Genomic DNA, 19,497 nt, shown 5'->3' on the forward strand with positions numbered 1-19,497 from the left:
AGCAAAAGCTTAAGAGGCGAGTTTGTACCACAAACTTTTAGGAGGACCCCCAATGTTAGACAAAATTAAAGATTTCGCGTCCGAATTTTTCGTCACCGGCGATCCGCTTATTTTAGGGGCTCAGGTGTCCATCGGCTTATCGGTCGTGGCGATCATATTCACGCTCACATTTTTCAAAAAATGGCGTTGGCTATGGACGGAATGGTTGACCAGCGTTGATCATAAAAAGATCGGTATTATGTATATCATCGCATCCATTCTTATGTTGTTCCGCGGCGGTGTCGATGCGCTTCTTATGCGGGTTCAGCTCGCTGCTCCTGCAACCGAGTTTTTAGCACCGGAACATTATAACCAAATTTTCACCACGCATGGCGTAATCATGATTTTGTTCATGGCCATGCCGCTTATGTTCGGATTATTCAATATCGTCGTTCCGCTGCACATCGGTGCACGCGACGTCGCATTCCCGTTCTTGAACTCCCTTAGCTTCTGGATGTTCTTCTTCGGTGCCATGCTGTTTAACGTATCCTTTATTATCGGCGGTTCACCTGATGCAGGCTGGCTCGCTTATCCGCCGCTCTCGGAGCTCTCGGGCAGTCCAGGTCTCGGTCAGGACTTCTATATATGGGGTATTCAAATCTCAGGTATCGGATCATTGGCTACAGGTATTAACTTTATCGTTACGATCTTAAAAATGCGCGCGCCAGGCATGAAGCTTATGCAAATGCCGATGTTCGTATGGTCGGTACTATCGTCTTGCGTAACAATTATATTCGCTTTCCCTATTTTGACCGTTACTTTGTTCCTTCTGTTCATTGACCGTTATCTGGGCGCGCATTTCTTCACGCTCGACGGCGGGGGCAACCCGATGATGTATATCAACCTCATCTGGATGTGGGGACATCCTGAAGTTTATATCGTTATATTACCTGCATTTGGTATATTCTCTGAAATTGTATCCACCTTCGCGAAGAAAAAACTGTTCGGCTATAAGTCGATGGTATTCGCGCTTATGTCCATCAGCTTCTTCTCGTTCTTTACTTGGGCGCATCACTTCTTCACAATGGGCTCCGGCGCTAACGTCAACGCGTTCTTCGCATTAACGACGATGATTATCGCCATACCAACCGGGGTAAAAGTATTTAACTGGCTGTTCACCATGTATCGCGGCCGAATTTCCTTCTCGACTCCAATGATGTGGACGATCGCCTTCATTCCATGTTTCGTTGTCGGGGGAATGACCGGGGTGCTCTTATCCGTAGCACCTGCTGACTTCCAGTTCCATAACAGCTACTTCCTGATTGCGCATTTCCATCAGGTGCTTATCGGGGGCGTTGTGTTCGGATACTTCGCAGGCCTTTACTACTGGTGGCCAAAAATGTTCGGCTTCCGTTTGCACGAGGGTCTTGGCAAATGGGCATTCTGGTTCTGGAACATCGGTTTCTACGTTTGTTTCATGCCGCAATATGCGCTTGGTTTGATGGGAATGACACGTCGTTTCAACGAATACAACTTCGATATGGGTTGGCAGCCGCTGAACGTCGTATCTACTGTTGGTGCATTCCTAATGGGTATCGCGTTTATTTTCCAAGTATGGCAAATTGCGCACAGTATCAGATTCTTCAAGAAAGAAAAAGACGGCGATGCATGGGATGGTCGTACGCTTGAATGGTCGATTCCATCACCAGCGCCGTTATATAACTTTGCTCGCTTGCCGCAGGTTACTAGCCAAGACGAGTGGTGGGAAGAAAAGCAGCGTATTGCGAATGGCGAACCTGCCAAACCGCTTGCACCGCTTGAACCGATTCATATGCCGAAAAATTCAGGTATTCCGTTCATCATGTCGGTCTGCTGGTTTATTGCGGGCTTCGGCTTTGTATGGGATTGGCTATGGATGGCGATACCAGGTCTTATCGGCGTAGCCGTATGTATGCTTGCTCGTTCGTTCTCCTACGATACCGACTATTACATTCCGGTGGATGAAATCGAACGCACGGAAGCAGCTTTAAGGGGGACAAAATAATGGCACATGCAGTTTCCAAACAAGCAGGAGCGCATGGCGGACACGGTGGCGATCACCATGACGACCATCACGATCAAGAATCGTTGAAACTGTTCGGCTTCTGGCTGTTTCTTATAACCGACGTTATTTTGTTCGGTACGTTATTTGCTACCTATGTCGTTCTCCGTCTCAACACCGACGGCGGACCGACAGGTGCGGAATTGCTTGAGATGAACGGTATTATTGCTTCGACCTTCATTCTACTAACAAGCAGCTTTACAAGCGGTCTAGCCGTTCTCCAAATGAACAAGGGCAACAAGCGCGGGCTGATTCTCTGGCTCGCCATTACAGCCTTGCTTGGCGCTTCCTTTATCTATCTAGAAGTAACGGAGTTCATCCATTTGGTACACGAGGGCGCAAACATTGGAACGAGTGCCTACTGGTCAGCCTTCTTCGTTCTAGTCGGCACCCACGGACTTCACGTTTCGCTCGGCCTCGTCTGGATGATCGCGCTCATGATTCAAATCAATCGCCGCGGCATCACGCCAGTCACGAAGCGCAAAGTTGGCGTTATCAGCTTGTACTGGCATTTCTTGGACGTCGTATGGATATTCGTATTCTCAATCGTTTATTTAATGGGGGTGATGTAGGATGGAAAAGCATAATACGCATGATACACACGACTCCCATGGCGGGTCGATGAAGGCTTATGTGATCGGCTTCCTATTCTCCATCATTCTGACGATCATCCCGCTCGTAGTTGTTATGAATGACATGCTTGGCAAAACAGCAACAACCTTGCTCATCCTCGTGACGGCGGTTTTGCAATTTGCCGTTCAGCTAATCTTCTTCATGCACATTCGGGATGAGGAGAAACCGCGCTTCAACCTTATGGCGCTTATCTTCGGCCTCGTTATTTTGCTGACGATCGTCGCTGGCTCCGTCTGGATTATGACTTACAATGCCGTTGCAACCTAATCGGCATTACGGCTAAATACAAGCTATCACCAAAGTCTGCGTTAAAGTTGATTAGACTTTAGCGCAGCCTTTTTGTTGACTCTTTAAGCAGTCGATAGCCGCCTCGTTTGTTCTTTATTAGTTATAACCAAACTCTCCCTATCATCAGCCTCTGTCTCAATGCCATAATCAGAATATGTGATTAGATAATGAAAGCGAGCAAAAGCTGTATGAAATTTATAAAGAGACGCTAGTAGACATACCCGGTTATCTCGGAGAGGTTCCTGAATTTTCCGAGTGGCGCAAATGGTATTTGAAGGTGGACGGTTAAAGCTCGGTTATATTCCTCTTCGCGGCTCTTATCGGCTCATCGCCCCTCTTCATGAGGTATTAAATACATTACCTTCTGAAGTGGAGCATTGAACGGTTGAGTTTTACTCCCCCTAAGTGTAAACGGCGTCGCCGTCCTATGGCGGCATACGCTCGTTTCACGAAAAATATAGGCATAGGTATAAGCGTAAAACCTATACTTTCCTATATTTTAATAAAAAGCAGTTTGAATCAAGAGTGCCTCGATTCAAACTGCTTTTCCATTTTCCCTATTTACATCACTGCTCCACAATCTCTATTCCTTCAGGAACAATTAATGTCAGTTCCGGACTAACTGTATCTGAAATAAAACCTCCGTCTCGGTGATCAACAGAACCGACCATGACGTACATCGTTGTACCAACGATATCGGTTTGCAGCATTTTATTGTCTAATCGCTCATACTTCTCGGCTGACCAGTAACGAATCTGTCCAAATAGCTTCAGCTCGCGTGTATCCGTTCGGTCAAGCGTCACTCCATTCGACGAGTGAACAACGATTTTCTTTATTTCAGCAGGCACCTTGACGCTCTTCGTATCCACGAAAGCAGAGCGCTGCGTCATATGTAGCCCTCTCTGCAGCTCATCGAATAAGCCCGTTGACATCAGTAGAGCAAGTCCGAGGCTAGCCATGCCAATCGTTCCTACAAAAAACACACTCATCCAATCGTAACGAACAATTGTCCGTTCACTTCTTGAGAATTTCAAATAAAACAGCAGCTCTGCTCCAAGCATAATGAATACGACTGGCGCTACCCACATGAGCACTTCATAGGCTTCGATATCCTGCCACAGAGATACCGCTAATGCGGTACCCATTAGCATCAGCGTTATACCCATTGATAATGAGCCCACGCGCCAAGTCCGTTTACCTTCCGGCAGATGAACGGTTGGATTGGACAAATTTACGGTGCTTTCTGTGTTCATTGCTTTTCCTCCTCAACCCTTTTGGGTATCGTCGTAAGGCGCTCTGGCGTCTTCCCTCTTGTGCTCTGCACAGCTTCCTTGCTTCCAAATGCGAGGCGCATGCCTAAAATAATCATAATAAAAGAGACGACCACCGTTGGAATCATATATTTAAACTGCATGTATTGTGCATACAATTGTCCTGAGAGATGTGTAATAACTTCGGAAGCTACACGATCGAGCAAATAATATACGCCAAATCCCAGCAATCCAAAACCGAGCCAGCGCTGATAAGGCACAAGCTGCGTCAGCAATGGATCATCGGAGAGCTCTTGGCGCTCATAACGTGACGTCTGCTGCAGGGCATCGAAGAAAGCAAAGCACCAGAACAGCGGAAGCAGGAAGAAAAATAGCGTTAAGCGCATATTGTCCATAATATAAATAGCAATGAGAAAGCCGCCCATAAGCTGCAGCCCGCGTTTCTGCAAGCCGAGATAGAGATGACCTGCACCTGGGAATATCGATAAGGCAATTGCCAGCACCTTGCTCTTGCGCCCTGAGGAGATATACGATTCCATATCTTCAAATATGGCACGGTCTACAAGCTGTTCCCCGCGCTGCTTAGCATGCAGCAGGCTAATCGCGTCAAACATGCTATATATCCAAATGACAGGCAGTGCGAGCAGGAACACAAGCAGCACTGCTCTGTTCGTAATCGTGCTCAAGAAAACGATAATCGCAAACCAGCCAATGAACGAAATAAGCAACGTAATTCCGCGCTGCATCAACCCCAGATTCATATGCCCTAAACCTGGCACAAGCGAGAAAAGGATTGTCCGAGATTTTTCTTGCTGATACTCCCGCTCCGATTGTACAAACCCCGCGCCTAAAGCATTAGTGGAATGCTCTTGCGTAGGCTGGTGAGACTTATACGTCGATCCTAATTTCCCTTGGAGCAGAAAAACGACCATATCCAGCATATTAATAATCCCGGACAAAGCTGCTACAAACATCAAGAAAATAAAGATCCCATCATCTCCAGAACCCATCATTCCAATTAAAAAAAGCAATCCCAGCGATCCAAAGAAAGCTCCCCCATACAACACTGCACGGACGGGACGACCAGCATAGGCATGCCCTGCGCCGGGTAAAAACGAAAGAAAGAACGCCGCTAACGGGCTTTTATTCATCATGATTTCATTCCCTTCTATTTCTAATTTTCATTTAGTTGAAACGAGAGGCCTTCAGCCCATCGAGCCACGATCCGGTTTGATCGACTATTTTGTCCGACCATGATTCAGTCGGCTTGCCTGTACCTGTTGAGTAGCTGGGCGGTTTAACCTGCTGTATATTCTCATTCATATCATGCTGAGCCAGCTTCTGCGAGAAGGAGGAGAATGTACCGTTAACGAGCAGCAGCAGCGTTATTGAGGCAGCAATCGTATAGTGCGTCACTGGATGCTGAAGCCACGTGCGAAGACGGTGAGGCTTCTCATGTATAGCAGGCACATCAAGCCCAATCTCCTGAACATGAATCATTCTCTGCTCGTTCATTAATTGCCCCACGACACGCTGCTCTAGCAGCTCCATGTCTGGGAGCGGTACCTGAGTAATATTTCTTAATGGCGGATATTCTGATTGCAGCCTGCTCTCAACAGATTCGACTGCGGTCATAAAGAGCTGCAAACAGAAATCACAAACAGCTAGCTGCTGCTCTACCTGTATACGCTCTGCTTCCGTTAGCTCGTCGTTTACGTAGAGGGACATTTGACCCGGTGATATATGTTCATTCATCATTCGAAGTCCTCCTTCCGCCAATGGCGCTTCATCCAGTTTCTTGCACGATACAGCCTAGACTCAACGCTTTTGAGCTCTAGTCCTGTTTCGGCTGCAATCTGTTCGTAAGACTTGTCTTCCATATAGTAAGCTGTTATGACCTCACGATAATTATTCGGCATCTCTTCTACAAAACTGCGAACCTGCTGCTTATCAACTTGTTCAATAGCCAGCCATTCAGCTGCCGGCGCAGCCGCGGTGTCTTCATGGATTTGTTCAGATATCGCTTCGCTGTCCATTAGCTCCTCCGGCCTGCGTGCTCGGCTCCGTTTGAAATCGATCGCTCGATTAACGGCAATACGGGTAATCCATGTCTTCAGCCCATCCAATCGACACTCCGGAAGGGAGCGATAAATTTGCAGCAGCACTTCCTGTGTAATATCCTCCGCATCATGCGGTGAATGAAGCACTGCGAAGACTGTCCTATATATATAAGGACCATAAGCTTGTACGAAAGGGCCATAATGCTCGGGCCCGCCCTTTTGCACAGTTCTGATCCAATCCTCGTCTTGAATGTCGCTCCCCTCCTTCCCAATCTAATAGACGTTAACAAGTTCCGCTTCCCCTGCACTTGTTGCCAAAAACTTTTTTTCATGGCTCGAACAGCCTCTAACAACGCGGAAAACCTCATCATTCGATAGGACTGGCCTACGAACGATGAGGTTCTCATCCTTTATTAACAATAGCGTTGATTCCTTACGGGTGAGCGCCTGCTGCTAGACGTTCAAAGCTTGCTTAAGCTCATCCGGGGAACGATCCCACCACTCCAGGTTATGCTCCACGAGCAGCTTGCGCAGAGCTGCTCGCTCCACATCGCCAAGCTCATTCAAATTATAGCGGCGTTTGAGAGATTGATCCAGCTTGTTCACGTGGTCCGGAAGCAACTTCCATCCGCGGCGAGCCTCGGAATCAATCAGCATCTCACACGCTGTAGCTCCCGCGTAATAGGAACCTTCCTCATTACGATCAATGGCAACCCAGACGATCCAGCATTGACGACCGTTCGGCGTATCCTCTTTATTCGGAGTAAATTTAATTCCGCGCTCAATTTTGCTCTTCGCGTGCATTGCTCCAACATCGATATAAGCGACGCCATCATCAATAATGACACAGGATACCGCACTCAAATCAATCGTTCCTGCTCCAAAACCTTTATGTTGTTTGCTGCTCACTACGTTGAGCGACAGTGATTTCTTTTCTTTCTTTTCCGGCTGAGCCGGCTGTCCTTGTTCTTCCGTCATGCGTATTCACACCTTCCCCGATACAATAATTCCATTTTAGCTAATAATCATCGAAAAGCAAACATATACATGCTGTAGATGCTTGTCAACGGGAGGGAAACGTTCAATGACTCCACGCTATTTCAAACGAATTTTACTCGTAATACTCGCAGCCGCACTGCTCGGCCTGTCTGTGCAGCACGACTTCGGGACTGCTTGGCAATCCCAATATACTTATGCTTTCGCCCCCGCCGCTATCGCCAAGCAAGCACCACCTCCTGCCCAAAAGTCGGTCAAGCCGCCTGCTGTTCAGGAGCCTAATACAGTCATGACACCTAAACCGCAAGAGCTCAGCAAACGTGTCGTTGAGTACCATATCAACGTACATTTGACTAATGAAGCGAAGCAGTTGAACGGTGAGCAGACGGTAACCTGGACCAACCCCGGCAAAAAAACAGTGTCCGAGCTCTATTTCCATCTATATCCCAATGCGTTTCAATCGGACAAAACGACGTTTATGAAGGAGTCCGGCGGCAAGCTGCGTCAGGACAAAGCAACTACAAACAGCCAAGGCTATATGAACCTGCTCACGCTAGAAACACTTAACGGAGAGAGCCTGCTGCCACGTCTTCAATATGTACAACCTGACGATGGCAATGCCAATGACTACACGTTGGCCAAAATCCGCTTGCCAGAGCCCGTGGCTCCCGGCGCTTCCGTAACACTGCGAATGAGCTATGAGGTTAAGCTGCCAGAGGTATTCGCAAGAATGGGCTATTCCGGAAACTTTGTCATGGCCGGGCAGTGGTTTCCTAAGCTTGCTGTCTACGAAACCGCCGGTATGCGGGGACGAACAGCCGAAGGCTGGAATGTGCATCAATACCATGGAAACTCTGAATTTTACAGCGACTTTGGTATATACAGCGTACGGATTAAAGTACCCGAGGACTACACCGTTGCCGCAACAGGTTTCCAGACCAAACCGATCGAAATCAAAGAACAGATGAAAATTTATCAGTTCTATGCTGATGATATTCATGATTTTGCTTGGTCAGCATCGCCGGATTTCGTCTATGAGGAGACGGCCTATTCCGACACTGGCATTCCGGGTGTACGCATTAAGCTTTATCTGGACCCCGCGCATGCTGCATTAAAGGATCGCTACATGCATGCAGCCAAGTCAGCTCTCTCAAGCTATGCAAAATGGTATGGCGAATATCCTTATAGTACCCTGTCCATTGTTGTTCCACCCAAGGGCGCAAATGGCGCTGGCGGCATGGAATATCCAACGCTCATCACCGCTTTCGCCGCAGAAAGCGATAACCCCGGCTACGATCTAGAGCGTACGGTCGTGCACGAGATTGGACACCAATATTGGTACGGCATGGTCGCCTCCAATGAGTTCGAGGAGGCATGGCTCGACGAGGGCTTTACGTCTTATGCCGAGGACAAAGTCATGGAGGCTGCATATGGTTTAGAGCCAAACCTGCGGATAGAAGCCAGCTATATGACCGATCCTGCACCGCTCAAGCAGCCATCTTGGGCATATGCCAGCCACTCGCAATACGCCGAGAATGTTTATATGCGAGCAAAGCTTGTGCTGATTGGCATCGAGAATCAAGTAGGCTCACGAACGATGCAGAAAATTTTACGTACCTATTTCCAGAAGTTTAAGTTCAAGCATCCATCTACCGCAGATTTTCAGCGTGTCGTCGAACAAGTCACCAAGGCAAAATGGCATAATTACTTCAGCCAATATGTGTATAACAATCAAATGGCTGACTTCTCGATTGAATCCATACGTGTACACCCGGTTGACCAAGATGGTGAAAAAATGTATGAATCTATCGTGCTTGTGAAGAAAAACGGCGGCAGCAATGGCGAGATTAAGGTCGTGATGAAGTTCACTGACGGCGCCCAAGTCACAAAGGTTTGGGATACCGAGGAATCACACATGCAATATAAACAGCTGCATTCCGCTCCGCTTGAGTGGGCTGTCATTGATCCAAGCTACAGCAATGTACTCGACAATAAGCTCATTAACAACTACATGCAGGCTCAGCTCCCAGAGGATAAACGTACGAGATGGAGCCTCGGCGTTGTCCAACTAATCGAAGGACTGCTCGGGTCGTTGAGCTGGTAAGTAATTGCGTTCAAGGAGCGATAAACAATGAAGATACATTTGAAGCAAGGCTGGCGGCTGGCGATCAAACATTTTCACCTTGTTATTTTATTATTTCTGTATCAGCTGCTCTGGGGATTTTTCCTCTATCGTTTCATTGATTCGGTCGTTGCACCGCTGCTGCGGAGATACCCAAGCTCCTCCCATTCAGAAACAGCTGTTCAACTCTTCATGACCGAAGCACAGTTTCAGTTGTTCAAGACTGACTTGATTAATCCGTATGTGTGGACGCTGGGCGGTCTTCTGGTTGCCCGAATGCTGGTCACACCCTTATTAAATGCCGGTCTATTCTATTCCCTTAATCAGAGTAGATCGGAGGGAGGAACACGGTTTCTGGAGGGTATCCGGAAAGCTTGGAAGCCCGTTGTTCTGCTTTACTGGATTGAGGTTGTCTTATCAATGGCACCGGCTTGGTATGTGCTCCCACGTTCACTCGACGCACTTCTAGAGAGCGGGTCCACTCCAGAGCTGCTGCAAACGGTACTGCCTGGCGCCCTGCTCTGGCTGCTGTGGGGCACGGTGCTTCATCTATTATTTCTTTCCATGCAATTTGGCGCTGCATCAGGTGAAGGGGTGTTTCGTTCCTTATGGCGTGCTCTACGCAACTTTCTCTCTTACGCAGCCATCTCACTCATCATGTGGGGGATCGGAGCCGCTGCCGGGCTTGTCGTGACCAGTGTCTCAATGCTGTGGGCCGGATTGTTCGCGCTCATCCTGCATCAGGGCTATCATCTCATTCGAACATTAATGAAGGTTTGGACGATAGCCTCACAATATGATCTCCTGCAAACGAAACAAATTTAACAGGAAATAACCTTCGTTCCACACTATTCTGTGTGTGCGAAGGTTTTTTTTCGGCTGACCGCAACTAAATGATGGTATTTTTGTATAAATAACTGAAAGAAAATCAAAATTGGGGGACTTTCACAAATGATGCGTAAAAGACTAATTATTATATCCATGGTATTGCTCTTATCGGGCGGTTCATTGGTTGCAGCGGACAAACTATTTCAAAGAGTAACGCTCCTTTATAATAATACGCAATCTACCGATGAAGCTGTAGTTGTAGATGATAAGGTATATATCAGTATCCGTTCTTTGAACGACTATCTTCAAGCCTTTGTCCAGTACAAGAGCAATGATAAGAAGCTGATTATTCAGAAGCCCAATGTACACATGTTTCTAATGAACGAGAAACGAACCATGTTCGGGCAGGTTGATAAAGGCAGCGTTCAGAAATTTATGGTGCAGGCCCAAATCGATAATTTAAATATGACCATTTCAGAATTCAAAGTTACCATCGTTGACCCTAATGATAAAGAAACTTCAATTGATAGCCGCAGCCAGGACGATAATGATTTTAAAGAATTCGTTGAAAAAGACACCTTTTGGTTCAGCTCCAAACTATTCTCCTACGACTTCAAATATGCAGGGAAATACAAGGTACAGTTCTGGATGAAGCAGAAAAACAACGATCCGCAGCTCATTTCCGAAAAAGTTATCACCGCAAAATAAATTTCTTCTCCATCATCCAAGGAGGTTGTTCTCAGGAACAGCCTCCTTTGTCTATTCTTGTTGCTTAATTCACAGCAGTCCATCGCCTTGCTGAATCCGCTCTTATTCCCGAGTAAAATAGATGAGATTTTTCTAATTTTCGGCTAATATTATGGCGAAATTCCGCTGTATACGGAGCTTCAAGCTAGTCCTTGCGATTTAATACCAAGGGGACAAATCGGTATATTTTACACAACATCCACATAATTAATGAAATTGACTCCTTGCATTTAGTTAGAAAGCACTATTACCTTTTGTTTATATTACACAAAGAACGGATAAACGAACCTAAATGTCAAAAGGTTACATGAGAATTATTAGAAATTGCCGCTAAAGGCAGGAGATCATTGAAAATAATCGAATTACCTTCAAGAGCAATAAAAAAACTGCCTAATTCCCTATTGGGATACGGGGGAACCACTTTGGGTGAATTGATTCCGACGTTTGTGTATTTGCAAACGCCTGAGGAATCATAGGGAGCCTTCAACCGAACCCCACAGCTAACCTCGTCGGCATTGGAAGGAGTTTCACAATTGAAAAAGTTTACCTCAATACTCCTGGGTCTCGTTCTCGTACTTGCTTTCCAAGCGGGAAGCGCTTTCGCAGACTCAAAACTAAACGGAATTGTCGATGATCTTATCGGTACTCCGTACAAAAGCGGCGGGACGACGTCGAGGGGCTTTGATTGCTCCGGCTTCACGAGCTATGTGTTCGAGAAAATGGGCATTGATCTTACACGTACTTCTGGCTCGCAAGCAAAAGAAGGTACAAAGGTCGCTAAGACTGACCTCATTCCGGGAGACCTTGTGTTCTTCGACACAGTTGGCGGCAACAACAGCGCCATATCCCATGTTGGCATTTACATAGGAGACGGTAAGTTTGTACATTCGTCCTCTAGCAGAGGCGTTGTAACAGACAAACTTAACTCCGATTACTATGAAGGACGGTATGTTACTTCTCGTCGTATCATGGATGCTAATTAATAACAAGCCAACATTGAAGTGAAATAGAGCAACCTAATCCCTCTCCTTGAGGGTTGAACGGGTAGACTCATCAAGCAAAGCCGCAGTTATTTGTCCTCTGACGACAAATAACTTGCGGCTTTGCTGTTTCAATCTACGCTGCATAACGACCGTTCATAGCTGCTTTTTTTTAGGGAAGGAGCTGTACCTGATGTACTTGTTTATTCATCGTAAGGATTTGCGTGTTGCAGATTTGCGCGCTTTTGATTATTTAAGAAAAAGAGATATGCAGGGCATTCATTTGCTAATTATAGATCCTATTCTAATAGGTGACGGTCGTTTAACAAGTCATAGCGGCCGAAATTTCATGGCGCAAGCCGCCTCACTGCTGGACAGCTACTCGAGTGCAAGAAAGGAACTTCATGTGCTGTATGGAGATCCTGTCACTATTACTGAGGCTTTGCTGCAGTCGCATCCCATTGAAGAGGTTATCGTCCACTCAGACTATACACCCTATGCGCGTTCCCGCGATGAGCAGCTTAAGCTGGCAACACATGGTTTAGGTCGGCGCTGGACGTCTATTGCGGATTCTCCGCTTGCTGATTTAAACGCGTTCCCAACGTTTGCTCGGAGATCCGAGCCTTACAAGGTATTTACGCCCTTCTACCGCATGTGGAGCAGCTTCATGCTGGAATGTTATAGTCCAGCGAGCCAAACGACGTTAGATGAGCTTACCACCATAAGTGAAATCAATACCAAGGTCGCACTTACTTTTACCTTGCCAGAAGCCGTTTCTTGCGCACTTGGCGGTACACACGTACAAGGTTCACCAAAAGCGTCAGCTAAACTGGATCGATTCGTTCGTGAGCGTCTTGCTTCTTACGCGGACAGCCGCGATGCTTACGCGGAGGAACCTACGAGCAAACTCGCACGCTTCCTCAATACAGGCGCCCTCTCAGCCCGTCACGCCTATGAACTGACCCAAGGGCTTCCAGGTTCAGAAACGTGGATACGTCAGCTCGCATGGCGTGATTTCTATTTATACCAAGCGATGTACCATGATGAATATTTCCGTTATGAACAACGGGTTAATATGTCCAATCTGTCAGACACTCATCTCGAAGCGTGGGCAACAGCTGCTACTGGCATTCCCATTATTGATGCGGCCATGACGCAGCTGAACCGTACAGGAGAACTGCCCAATCGCCTGAGAATGGTAACCGCGATGTTTCTAACAAAAAACCTGTTATGCCCCTTTACCCTTGGCGAGCAGTATTTCCGCCTTCATCTAAGTGATTACGACAATACAATTAACCGCGGAGGCTGGCTCTGGTGCTCGTCACTCGGGTACGACGCCGCACCTTATTTCCGAATTATGAATCCCGCAAGGCAGTCCCAAACGCATGATCCTAGCGGCAGCTATATTAGGCGCTGGCTGCCTCATTTGGATCATCTTTCAGACAAAGAGATTCATCAGCCGCAGAGCGGTGCCATTGTCGATCTGAAGGCATCCAGGGCAAGAGCAATAGAGGTATACAAAACGATTCTGAAATGATTAGTAAGGAAACTATAATAATAAATAAACCTCCACCGCCGCTGCGAAACAGCGAATGTGGAGGTTTATTTCTGAAAAAAATATTTCACTTAAGCTCTGGACGCGATACCTTGCGATTGTTTTCTTCCAAGTAGAAGCATCGATACTAGCAGAAGCAACATCACAATAACCAATCCGCTAATATACCACAATGTAGACTGCACGTTGAACTGATCCATAATCCAACCGGTTACTCGCGGGAAAATCGCACCACCAAGTCCCCCAAAAGCGACAAGCAGACTCGTTGTCCTCTCCGTCATGCCCGGAATAAGCTCATTCGCGTAAACGAGTGCAATACCAAAAATACCCGAGAAGAACAACCCGCTAAGCGCGACGAGTGCAAGCATCCAGCTTAGCTGTCCCATAATCGCCATCAATACGAAAATAACCGAAGCCCCTACCGTTGCAATAAATAAGTATCGTGAGTACCCTACCCGATCAGCCAACACGCCAGCAAATAAACGGCCAAGCACCATTGTTCCCCAGAACAAGCTGAGTACAGCTGCAGCACTGGAATCCTCTACGCCTGAGCGAACGATGAGAATCGAGGGCAGATAGTTAGAGAAGCTCATTTCCATTCCGACATAAATCATAAAAAATAAAGCCGATAATAATAGGAATGGCAGCGCTTTGCGCGGGTAGCCAAAAAAGACGGATACTTCTGCGCCGCGAGCAGATAACGATCCTTCCGATTCCTTAGACTTGCCCTGCTTCTCACCTGGCGCACGAGCAATATAACCAAGCTCATCATCGATCTCTCCAAAGGACATCGTCAGCCAGAGAACAAAGGTGATGCCAGACATCGCAGCCAGTATAGGGAAAGAAAGCTGCCAAATATTTTTCTGAATGAGGTATGCTGCTGCAATCGGAATCAACAGCGCGCCTACGCCAAAAAAGGTTTCCAAACGGCTCATCGCCGAGGCTTTGCCGTTTTTCGCCATGTCTATGATCATCGCACCGACGATCGCTTCCGTCATACCAAAGCCAAGTCCCGCCAGTGGAGCAATCCCCAGCATCCAGCCCCATGGAAGCAACAGGCTGTATGCCGCTTCACTTACCGTCAGTATGCCAATGGCGATAAGTACCCCGCCTCTTTTTCCTACTCTCGCAGTGATTGACGGCGCGAACAAAACGCCTACTAGAAAGCCAAGAAATTGATTCATAATCCATTGCCCGCCATCTTTATAGGTTAAACCATAATGAGCGATGAGCTGTTCCAGAATAGATCCGCCAACAACATGGGCAACCCCAATGACTAAATAGGACAAGCAGCCAAGCCAAATTAACTTCTTCATTATGATGCTTCTCCTTAATTACACACGATCAACGCATGCCTATCTGTTATAATAAATTCAATTCGTTCGTCATTCTATCTACCTAACTACTTATTCTAGCGGAGGGACTTTACCAATGACAATCCATCAAAACTCTAATCATTATAATCCAGATGGAACCCATATGACCATATGTCCACTCGAAACCAATCATGCTCAGGAAATATGCAGCTGGCGCTACATGGCGCCATTCGATATATATAATTGGCCCTCTTGGGAACAAATGAAAAAGGACGAAATCGAATTTGGCGATTCCGTCCTTCGTGCAGCTCAATATGCCGCTGTGCTGGATTATCAATCCAATCTCATTGGATTTGCACAGTTTTTCCCGATTACAGGCGTAACGCGGCTAGGTCTCGGCTTGCGGCCCGACCTATGCGGCCAAGGACTTGGTCCTGCCTTCACACGACTCATTGTCGCAGAGGCAAAACGTCGTGCCCCCCAGAATGAAATTGATTTGGAGGTCATCGCTTGGAACACCCGAGCCTTGCGCGCATATGAACAAGCTGGCTTCCGAATAACAGACACTTATTCGAGGGCAACTGCCGCAGGCTTTGCCGAATGCCATTGTATGGTTTACGATTCTGCCTCCACTTAAAGATCTGATAACATCAGCGATTACGTGAAGTTATCTGCCCAGAACTATATCAGTCTAATAATTTGTGTCACCTTGTCGTCCTGTGATACTTCAATGATGTGATGTTTGCTGTTATAAGTAATCACACCGCTGCCTACCTCAATAACCGGATTCTCTCCGAGTCCAAAGAAAACATCATCCGCCAAAGCTTCCATAACCTCATGCCGATCATCAACAGGCAGTTCCGCCCATTCCGCTGGTTCCATTTCAAAAAAAGTATAGCTGTTCTCAATTTCAGCCACCGCTGCTGTAAAATCCTTCAATATATCTGAATATTCCCTTGCATGTCTTACGCCCATTTGCGTATACCACCTTTGCTATCGTCATTTTTTGTACACATCTCTCTACTATTCTACCGCATTTTATCAAATTTTAACGCGTTCTCGTGAAATCATTCCAATTACTCTAACTTCAGAATACCTATTTGTCGATAATATAAAAAGTAGAGAAATGTCGAAAATGTATTGGACGGGGTGTATGATGAAAAATTCAACAATTATTGGTCTTGTGCTAGGATTAATCGCTGTACTTGGAGGCATGGTTTTGAAGGGAGCAAGCCTGTCTTCTCTTGCAAATCCAGCTGCTTATATGATCATTATTTTAGGTACGTTAGCCTCTGTCATGATTGCCTTTCCAATGTCCGAGCTATCCAAAGTCGGCAAGCTGTTCAAAATGGTATTCACTGAGCAAAAGCTGCCTCAACGTGATGAACTGATTCAACGTTTTATGGAATGGGCTTCGATTACACGCCGTGAAGGCTTGCTTGCTCTTGAAGCAAAGGTTGATGAAATTGAGGATGCGTTTCTTCGCAACGGCATGCGTATGATTATTGACGGTAACGACCAAGACTTTGTACGCGATGTATTACTAGAAGACATTGCTGCAACAGAAGACCGCCACAAAGCAGGCGCACTTATTTTTACACAAGCAGGTACATATGCTCCTACACTCGGGGTACTCGGAGCGGTTGTCGGCCTCGTCGCCGCACTTGCTGATATGAGCGACATGAACAAGCTTGCACATGCGATTGCTGGAGCTTTTATCGCAACTTTGCTCGGTATCTTTACAGGTTATGTATTATGGCACCCTATTGCCAATAAACTGAAGCGTATGTCTAAGAAAGAAATTCAAATCCGCCTTATGATGGTAGAAGGTCTTCTTTCTATTCAATCTGGCGTTTCAACGATTGCGATTAATCAGAAGCTGTCTGTTTTCCTTACACCTACAGAAAGATTGAAGATGAGGGAAAAGGAGGAAGGCGCCGGTGAGCAGAAAGCATAGACACGAAGAACATGAGGAGCATGTAGACGAATCTTGGCTCATTCCATATGCCGATTTACTCACCCTGTTGCTAGCACTCTTTATCGTGCTGTATTCCATGAACTCCGTTGACGTGAAGAAGTTTGAAGAAATGTCGAAAGCATTCAGCGTTGCGCTCAGCACGGGAAGCGGAATTCTTACAGAAATGTCCCCTGTAAAAACCGGTGATGATGACGGGAAGAAACAAGATGAAGCTGGCGGTAAGATTCCTGCCAAGGATGAAAGCAATGATCAATCCAATGAAGAGAAGGCCCGCGAGGAGCTGATCAAGCAAGAGCAGAAGGAACTCGAGGATTTGAAGAAAAAAGTAGATGCTTATATCGAGAAAAACGGTCTAACATCTGATCTCGAGACGAAACTTAATCTTACACAGCTCATGATCACCATCAGCGACAACGCTTTGTTCGCGCCGGCACAAGCAACCGTTAAGCCGGAATCAAGAGACCTTGCTGTCGCAATCAGCAAAATGCTTCAGCAATATCCTGATTACGAGGTCATCGTATCCGGTCACACTGATACAACGCCGATCTCGAACTATCTCTTCAAATCGAACTGGGATTTGAGCTCTATGCGAGCTATTCGTTTCTTGGATGTTATGCTTGAGAATAAACAAGTAAAACCCGAGCGTTTCAGCGCTATCGGCTACGGTGAATACCGTCCGGTGGCCGATAACGATTCAGTTGCTGGCAAAGCTAAAAACCGTCGTGTCGAGGTTTCAATCATTCACACCTATGCCGATCCTACGAATGCACAACAGCTAAATGTGAAGAGCAAATAGTGAAAAAACCTGAATCGTACGCTTCAAGCGTATAATTCAGGTTTTTTTTGCATTTTAATGAATGAATTAACATTCTATACTGGCTCGTAGCTTAAAGTTTCGAATAACGTCGCTTTCTCCGCTTCGCTCAAATCACGCCATTTTCCGACCTGAAGCCCCCCGAGCTGAATATTCATAATGCGCTGCCGCTGCAGCCTCCGCACATGATAGCCGAACACCTCGCACATTCTACGAATTTGACGATTACGGCCTTCCGTTAAAATAATGCGGAATACGCGGTCCGTCACCTTCGTCACGACGCAGGGCAATGTCATGCTTCCTAAAATATGAACTCCACTTGCCATCCCTTTCAGGAACTCTTCTGTCATCGGCTTATCTACCGTGACCAAATACTCCTTCTCATGCTTGCCTTCCGAACGCAGAATTGGGTTAACGACATCCCCGTCATTAGTCAAAAGAATTAATCCCTCTGAATCCTTATCCAGCCTGCCGATGGGGAAGATACGCTCAGTATGGCCAACAAAATCAACAATATTTCCTTTGATATGAAGCTCAGTCGTACAGGTAATTCCTACCGGCTTGTTCAGCGCGATATAAACATGATTTTTTTGTTCGCCGATTACTTGTCCGTCGACACGGACATCATCCCCGAGCTCAGCTTGACTGCCCAGTTGTGCCTTAACCCCGTTAATCGTAACTCGTCCGCTGTCTACCAGCTTATCTGCCTCACGTCTGGAGCAATAACCCGTTTCACTAATAAACTTATTGATTCTCAAAGCTGATTCACCCCGTTGTATGTAATGCCAAATCGGCGATTTTGTCCGATGGATAATAATTCACAACCGTTGACTTGCTTAATGTATTGATCTTCATGGCTTGATCCGCTGCGCGGCTCATCGCCAAAGCTACATCCTCGCCTTTAATCGGCCGATACTTTCGCATGGGGCCAACCAGCGCGAATTGCACACCTTTCGACATTATAGCTCCAAAGGTTTCGCCAGGTCGAGACTGTATCCTCTCACCAAGCAGAAGAGAAGGCTGAAATACGTGAACCATAGGAATACTTAGCTTGGCAATCGCATCTTGTAATTCGCCTTTTACTCTACTATAAAATATTTTCGAGCTTGACGATGCTCCCATTGCAGTCACGATGGAAAACAAAGAAGCGTTCGTACGTTCAGAAAACTTCGCTAATGTAAGCGGGTACTCGTAGTCCACCTGACGGAATACTTCTCGAGTTTTCGCAATCTTAATCGTCGTGCCTAATGTGCAAAATACCGCGTCAGCACTTACCTGCTCCAAAGTCTCTTCCAGTTCATCAAATGAACTGACAATGACATGAAGTTTAGCCCGCTCACTTTCGCTGCCCAGATCATTAATCTGGATTGGCCGCCTTACAATTACCGTCACCGTTCTCACCAATGGATCACGTATCAGCTGCTTTAGCAAGGCAGAACCGATCAAGCCAGTAGCTCCGACAAGCAAGGCAGTGTAGCCTGTCGCTTCGTCAGAAATAACATTCCCATTTGATCCTAATCCATTAACAGCGGACTCATGCTTCAACGAAAATCCCTCCTATTGCACTTCCGTTAGAAGACCTAAACGTGCTTATGCTTCCAGTATACCGCTCTCCCTTGCTTCTTTCAAAGCCGGAAGCATCAAATGTATCGTTGTTCCGACATTAACTAGACGCAGCTTGAATATGAAAGGCCCTCCTCCTGAGAAAAACGCACAGAAAGAAGACCTTTTTTATTGTTTTACTGTGTATTGATTAATATGAGCCTAAAGCTCCTCACGCTTAATGAGACGCTCCGTAAAGAAAGACATGCCCCGTTTAAAAGCAGTCA

General features: G+C 46.5%; 20 protein-coding genes and 1 riboswitch. Of the genes, 11 read left to right on the forward strand and 9 right to left on the reverse strand.

Going from position 1 to position 19,497, the window contains the following annotated elements:
- The first annotated feature begins 52 nt into the window (after positions 1-52).
- From AC0YN6_RS27300 to cyoD, 3 genes are read left to right on the forward strand one after another with little or no spacing between them, the layout of a single operon-like run.
- The gene (locus AC0YN6_RS27300; RefSeq protein WP_475750980.1) at positions 53-2,023 is read left to right on the forward strand and encodes a cbb3-type cytochrome c oxidase subunit I; all 1,971 of its coding nucleotides are present in this window, start codon (positions 53-55) and stop codon (positions 2,021-2,023) included.
- Positions 2,023-2,652, forward strand: coding sequence for a cytochrome o ubiquinol oxidase subunit III (cyoC, locus tag AC0YN6_RS27305; protein ID WP_475750982.1), 630 nt, complete (start codon positions 2,023-2,025; stop codon positions 2,650-2,652). Before AC0YN6_RS27300 ends, cyoC begins: the two co-directional genes overlap by 1 nt.
- Position 2,653: 1 nt before the next feature.
- Entirely contained in the window at positions 2,654-2,980 is a 327-nt protein-coding gene (cyoD, locus tag AC0YN6_RS27310) for a cytochrome o ubiquinol oxidase subunit IV (protein ID WP_475750983.1), read from the forward strand.
- A gap of 587 nt (positions 2,981-3,567) precedes the next feature.
- On the opposite strand, the gene AC0YN6_RS27315 is transcribed toward cyoD, so the two are convergent.
- The 5 genes from AC0YN6_RS27315 to AC0YN6_RS27335 all read right to left on the reverse strand — a co-directional run bounded on the left by AC0YN6_RS27315 (position 3,568) and on the right by AC0YN6_RS27335 (position 7,310).
- Positions 3,568-4,254, reverse strand: a complete 687-nt coding sequence (locus AC0YN6_RS27315) for a hypothetical protein (RefSeq protein ID WP_475750985.1) — start codon at positions 4,252-4,254, stop codon at positions 3,568-3,570.
- Complete coding sequence (locus AC0YN6_RS27320) at positions 4,251-5,426, reverse strand: hypothetical protein (protein ID WP_475750987.1); 1,176 nt, start codon at positions 5,424-5,426, stop codon at positions 4,251-4,253. Before AC0YN6_RS27320 ends, AC0YN6_RS27315 begins: the two co-directional genes overlap by 4 nt.
- A gap of 31 nt (positions 5,427-5,457) precedes the next feature.
- Positions 5,458-6,030 (reverse strand): anti-sigma factor family protein, encoded by a 573-nt coding sequence (locus AC0YN6_RS27325; protein ID WP_475750989.1) that lies wholly within the window; start codon positions 6,028-6,030, stop codon positions 5,458-5,460.
- Positions 6,027-6,557: an RNA polymerase sigma factor gene (locus tag AC0YN6_RS27330; protein ID WP_475750991.1), complete on the reverse strand. Its 531-nt coding sequence runs from the start codon at positions 6,555-6,557 to the stop codon at positions 6,027-6,029. Before AC0YN6_RS27330 ends, AC0YN6_RS27325 begins: the two co-directional genes overlap by 4 nt.
- A gap of 228 nt (positions 6,558-6,785) precedes the next feature.
- Complete coding sequence (locus tag AC0YN6_RS27335; RefSeq protein WP_475750993.1) at positions 6,786-7,310, reverse strand: YwhD family protein; 525 nt, start codon at positions 7,308-7,310, stop codon at positions 6,786-6,788.
- Positions 7,311-7,416: 106 nt separating this feature from the next.
- Here AC0YN6_RS27335 and AC0YN6_RS27340 point away from each other — a divergent pair, with 106 nt between their 5' ends.
- The 5 genes from AC0YN6_RS27340 to AC0YN6_RS27360 all read left to right on the forward strand — a co-directional run bounded on the left by AC0YN6_RS27340 (position 7,417) and on the right by AC0YN6_RS27360 (position 13,542).
- Positions 7,417-9,432, forward strand: coding sequence for a M1 family metallopeptidase (locus AC0YN6_RS27340; RefSeq protein WP_475750994.1), 2,016 nt, complete (start codon positions 7,417-7,419; stop codon positions 9,430-9,432).
- A gap of 27 nt (positions 9,433-9,459) precedes the next feature.
- Positions 9,460-10,275, forward strand: coding sequence for a hypothetical protein (locus AC0YN6_RS27345; protein ID WP_475750996.1), 816 nt, complete (start codon positions 9,460-9,462; stop codon positions 10,273-10,275).
- Between the two features lie 126 nt (positions 10,276-10,401).
- The gene (locus AC0YN6_RS27350; RefSeq protein ID WP_475750998.1) at positions 10,402-10,986 is read left to right on the forward strand and encodes a copper amine oxidase; all 585 of its coding nucleotides are present in this window, start codon (positions 10,402-10,404) and stop codon (positions 10,984-10,986) included.
- Between the two features lie 416 nt (positions 10,987-11,402).
- Positions 11,403-11,555: riboswitch (cyclic di-AMP (ydaO/yuaA leader) on the forward strand.
- Between the two features lie 3 nt (positions 11,556-11,558).
- Positions 11,559-12,008, forward strand: coding sequence for a C40 family peptidase (locus AC0YN6_RS27355; RefSeq protein WP_475751000.1), 450 nt, complete (start codon positions 11,559-11,561; stop codon positions 12,006-12,008).
- 190 nt (positions 12,009-12,198) lie between these two features.
- Positions 12,199-13,542, forward strand: a complete 1,344-nt coding sequence (locus AC0YN6_RS27360) for a cryptochrome/photolyase family protein (RefSeq protein WP_475751002.1) — start codon at positions 12,199-12,201, stop codon at positions 13,540-13,542.
- 89 nt (positions 13,543-13,631) lie between these two features.
- Here AC0YN6_RS27360 and AC0YN6_RS27365 read toward each other — a convergent pair whose 3' ends face one another.
- Positions 13,632-14,876 (reverse strand): MFS transporter, encoded by a 1,245-nt coding sequence (locus tag AC0YN6_RS27365; RefSeq protein ID WP_475751004.1) that lies wholly within the window; start codon positions 14,874-14,876, stop codon positions 13,632-13,634.
- Positions 14,877-14,991: 115 nt separating this feature from the next.
- On the opposite strand from AC0YN6_RS27365, the gene AC0YN6_RS27370 reads away from it, so the two are divergent.
- Complete coding sequence (locus AC0YN6_RS27370) at positions 14,992-15,513, forward strand: GNAT family N-acetyltransferase (RefSeq protein ID WP_475751006.1); 522 nt, start codon at positions 14,992-14,994, stop codon at positions 15,511-15,513.
- A gap of 44 nt (positions 15,514-15,557) precedes the next feature.
- On the opposite strand, the gene AC0YN6_RS27375 is transcribed toward AC0YN6_RS27370, so the two are convergent.
- Complete coding sequence (locus AC0YN6_RS27375) at positions 15,558-15,851, reverse strand: hypothetical protein (protein ID WP_475751008.1); 294 nt, start codon at positions 15,849-15,851, stop codon at positions 15,558-15,560.
- A 181-nt stretch (positions 15,852-16,032) separates the two neighbouring features.
- Between AC0YN6_RS27375 and motA the strand changes: the two genes are divergently transcribed.
- Both motA and AC0YN6_RS27385 read left to right on the forward strand, forming a co-directional pair.
- Positions 16,033-16,833 carry a flagellar motor stator protein MotA gene (gene motA, locus AC0YN6_RS27380; RefSeq protein WP_475751052.1) on the forward strand — a complete coding sequence of 267 codons (801 nt, stop codon included), beginning with the start codon at positions 16,033-16,035 and terminating at the stop codon, positions 16,831-16,833.
- Positions 16,817-17,650, forward strand: a complete 834-nt coding sequence (locus AC0YN6_RS27385) for a flagellar motor protein MotB (RefSeq protein WP_475751010.1) — start codon at positions 16,817-16,819, stop codon at positions 17,648-17,650. The genes motA and AC0YN6_RS27385 overlap by 17 nt, the downstream gene beginning before the upstream one ends.
- Positions 17,651-17,724: 74 nt before the next feature.
- On the opposite strand, the gene rluF is transcribed toward AC0YN6_RS27385, so the two are convergent.
- Positions 17,725-18,426 carry a 23S rRNA pseudouridine(2604) synthase RluF gene (rluF, locus tag AC0YN6_RS27390; protein WP_475751012.1) on the reverse strand — a complete coding sequence of 234 codons (702 nt, stop codon included), beginning with the start codon at positions 18,424-18,426 and terminating at the stop codon, positions 17,725-17,727.
- 7 nt (positions 18,427-18,433) lie between these two features.
- Entirely contained in the window at positions 18,434-19,213 is a 780-nt protein-coding gene (locus tag AC0YN6_RS27395) for an NAD(P)H-binding protein (RefSeq protein WP_475751014.1), read from the reverse strand.
- Between the last annotated feature and the right edge of the window lie 284 nt (positions 19,214-19,497).

This window comes from Paenibacillus sp. J22P15, from assembly GCF_056269345.1.

Excerpts from the sequence above, each read along its gene's own strand:
- AC0YN6_RS27300 (WP_475750980.1), top strand. The coding sequence starts at position 53 with ATGTTAGACAAAATTAAAGATTTCGCGTCCGAATTTTTCGTCACCGGC.
- cyoC (WP_475750982.1), top strand. The coding sequence starts at position 2,023 with ATGGCACATGCAGTTTCCAAACAAGCAGGAGCGCATGGCGGACACGGT.
- cyoD (WP_475750983.1), top strand. The coding sequence starts at position 2,654 with ATGGAAAAGCATAATACGCATGATACACACGACTCCCATGGCGGGTCG.
- AC0YN6_RS27315 (WP_475750985.1), bottom strand. The coding sequence starts at position 4,254 with ATGAACACAGAAAGCACCGTAAATTTGTCCAATCCAACCGTTCATCTG.
- AC0YN6_RS27320 (WP_475750987.1), bottom strand. The coding sequence starts at position 5,426 with ATGATGAATAAAAGCCCGTTAGCGGCGTTCTTTCTTTCGTTTTTACCC.
- AC0YN6_RS27325 (WP_475750989.1), bottom strand. The coding sequence starts at position 6,030 with ATGATGAATGAACATATATCACCGGGTCAAATGTCCCTCTACGTAAAC.
- AC0YN6_RS27335 (WP_475750993.1), bottom strand. The coding sequence starts at position 7,310 with ATGACGGAAGAACAAGGACAGCCGGCTCAGCCGGAAAAGAAAGAAAAG.
- AC0YN6_RS27340 (WP_475750994.1), top strand. The coding sequence starts at position 7,417 with ATGACTCCACGCTATTTCAAACGAATTTTACTCGTAATACTCGCAGCC.
- AC0YN6_RS27345 (WP_475750996.1), top strand. The coding sequence starts at position 9,460 with ATGAAGATACATTTGAAGCAAGGCTGGCGGCTGGCGATCAAACATTTT.
- AC0YN6_RS27350 (WP_475750998.1), top strand. The coding sequence starts at position 10,402 with ATGATGCGTAAAAGACTAATTATTATATCCATGGTATTGCTCTTATCG.
- AC0YN6_RS27360 (WP_475751002.1), top strand. The coding sequence starts at position 12,199 with ATGTACTTGTTTATTCATCGTAAGGATTTGCGTGTTGCAGATTTGCGC.
- AC0YN6_RS27365 (WP_475751004.1), bottom strand. The coding sequence starts at position 14,876 with ATGAAGAAGTTAATTTGGCTTGGCTGCTTGTCCTATTTAGTCATTGGG.
- AC0YN6_RS27370 (WP_475751006.1), top strand. The coding sequence starts at position 14,992 with ATGACAATCCATCAAAACTCTAATCATTATAATCCAGATGGAACCCAT.
- AC0YN6_RS27375 (WP_475751008.1), bottom strand. The coding sequence starts at position 15,851 with ATGGGCGTAAGACATGCAAGGGAATATTCAGATATATTGAAGGATTTT.
- motA (WP_475751052.1), top strand. The coding sequence starts at position 16,033 with ATGAAAAATTCAACAATTATTGGTCTTGTGCTAGGATTAATCGCTGTA.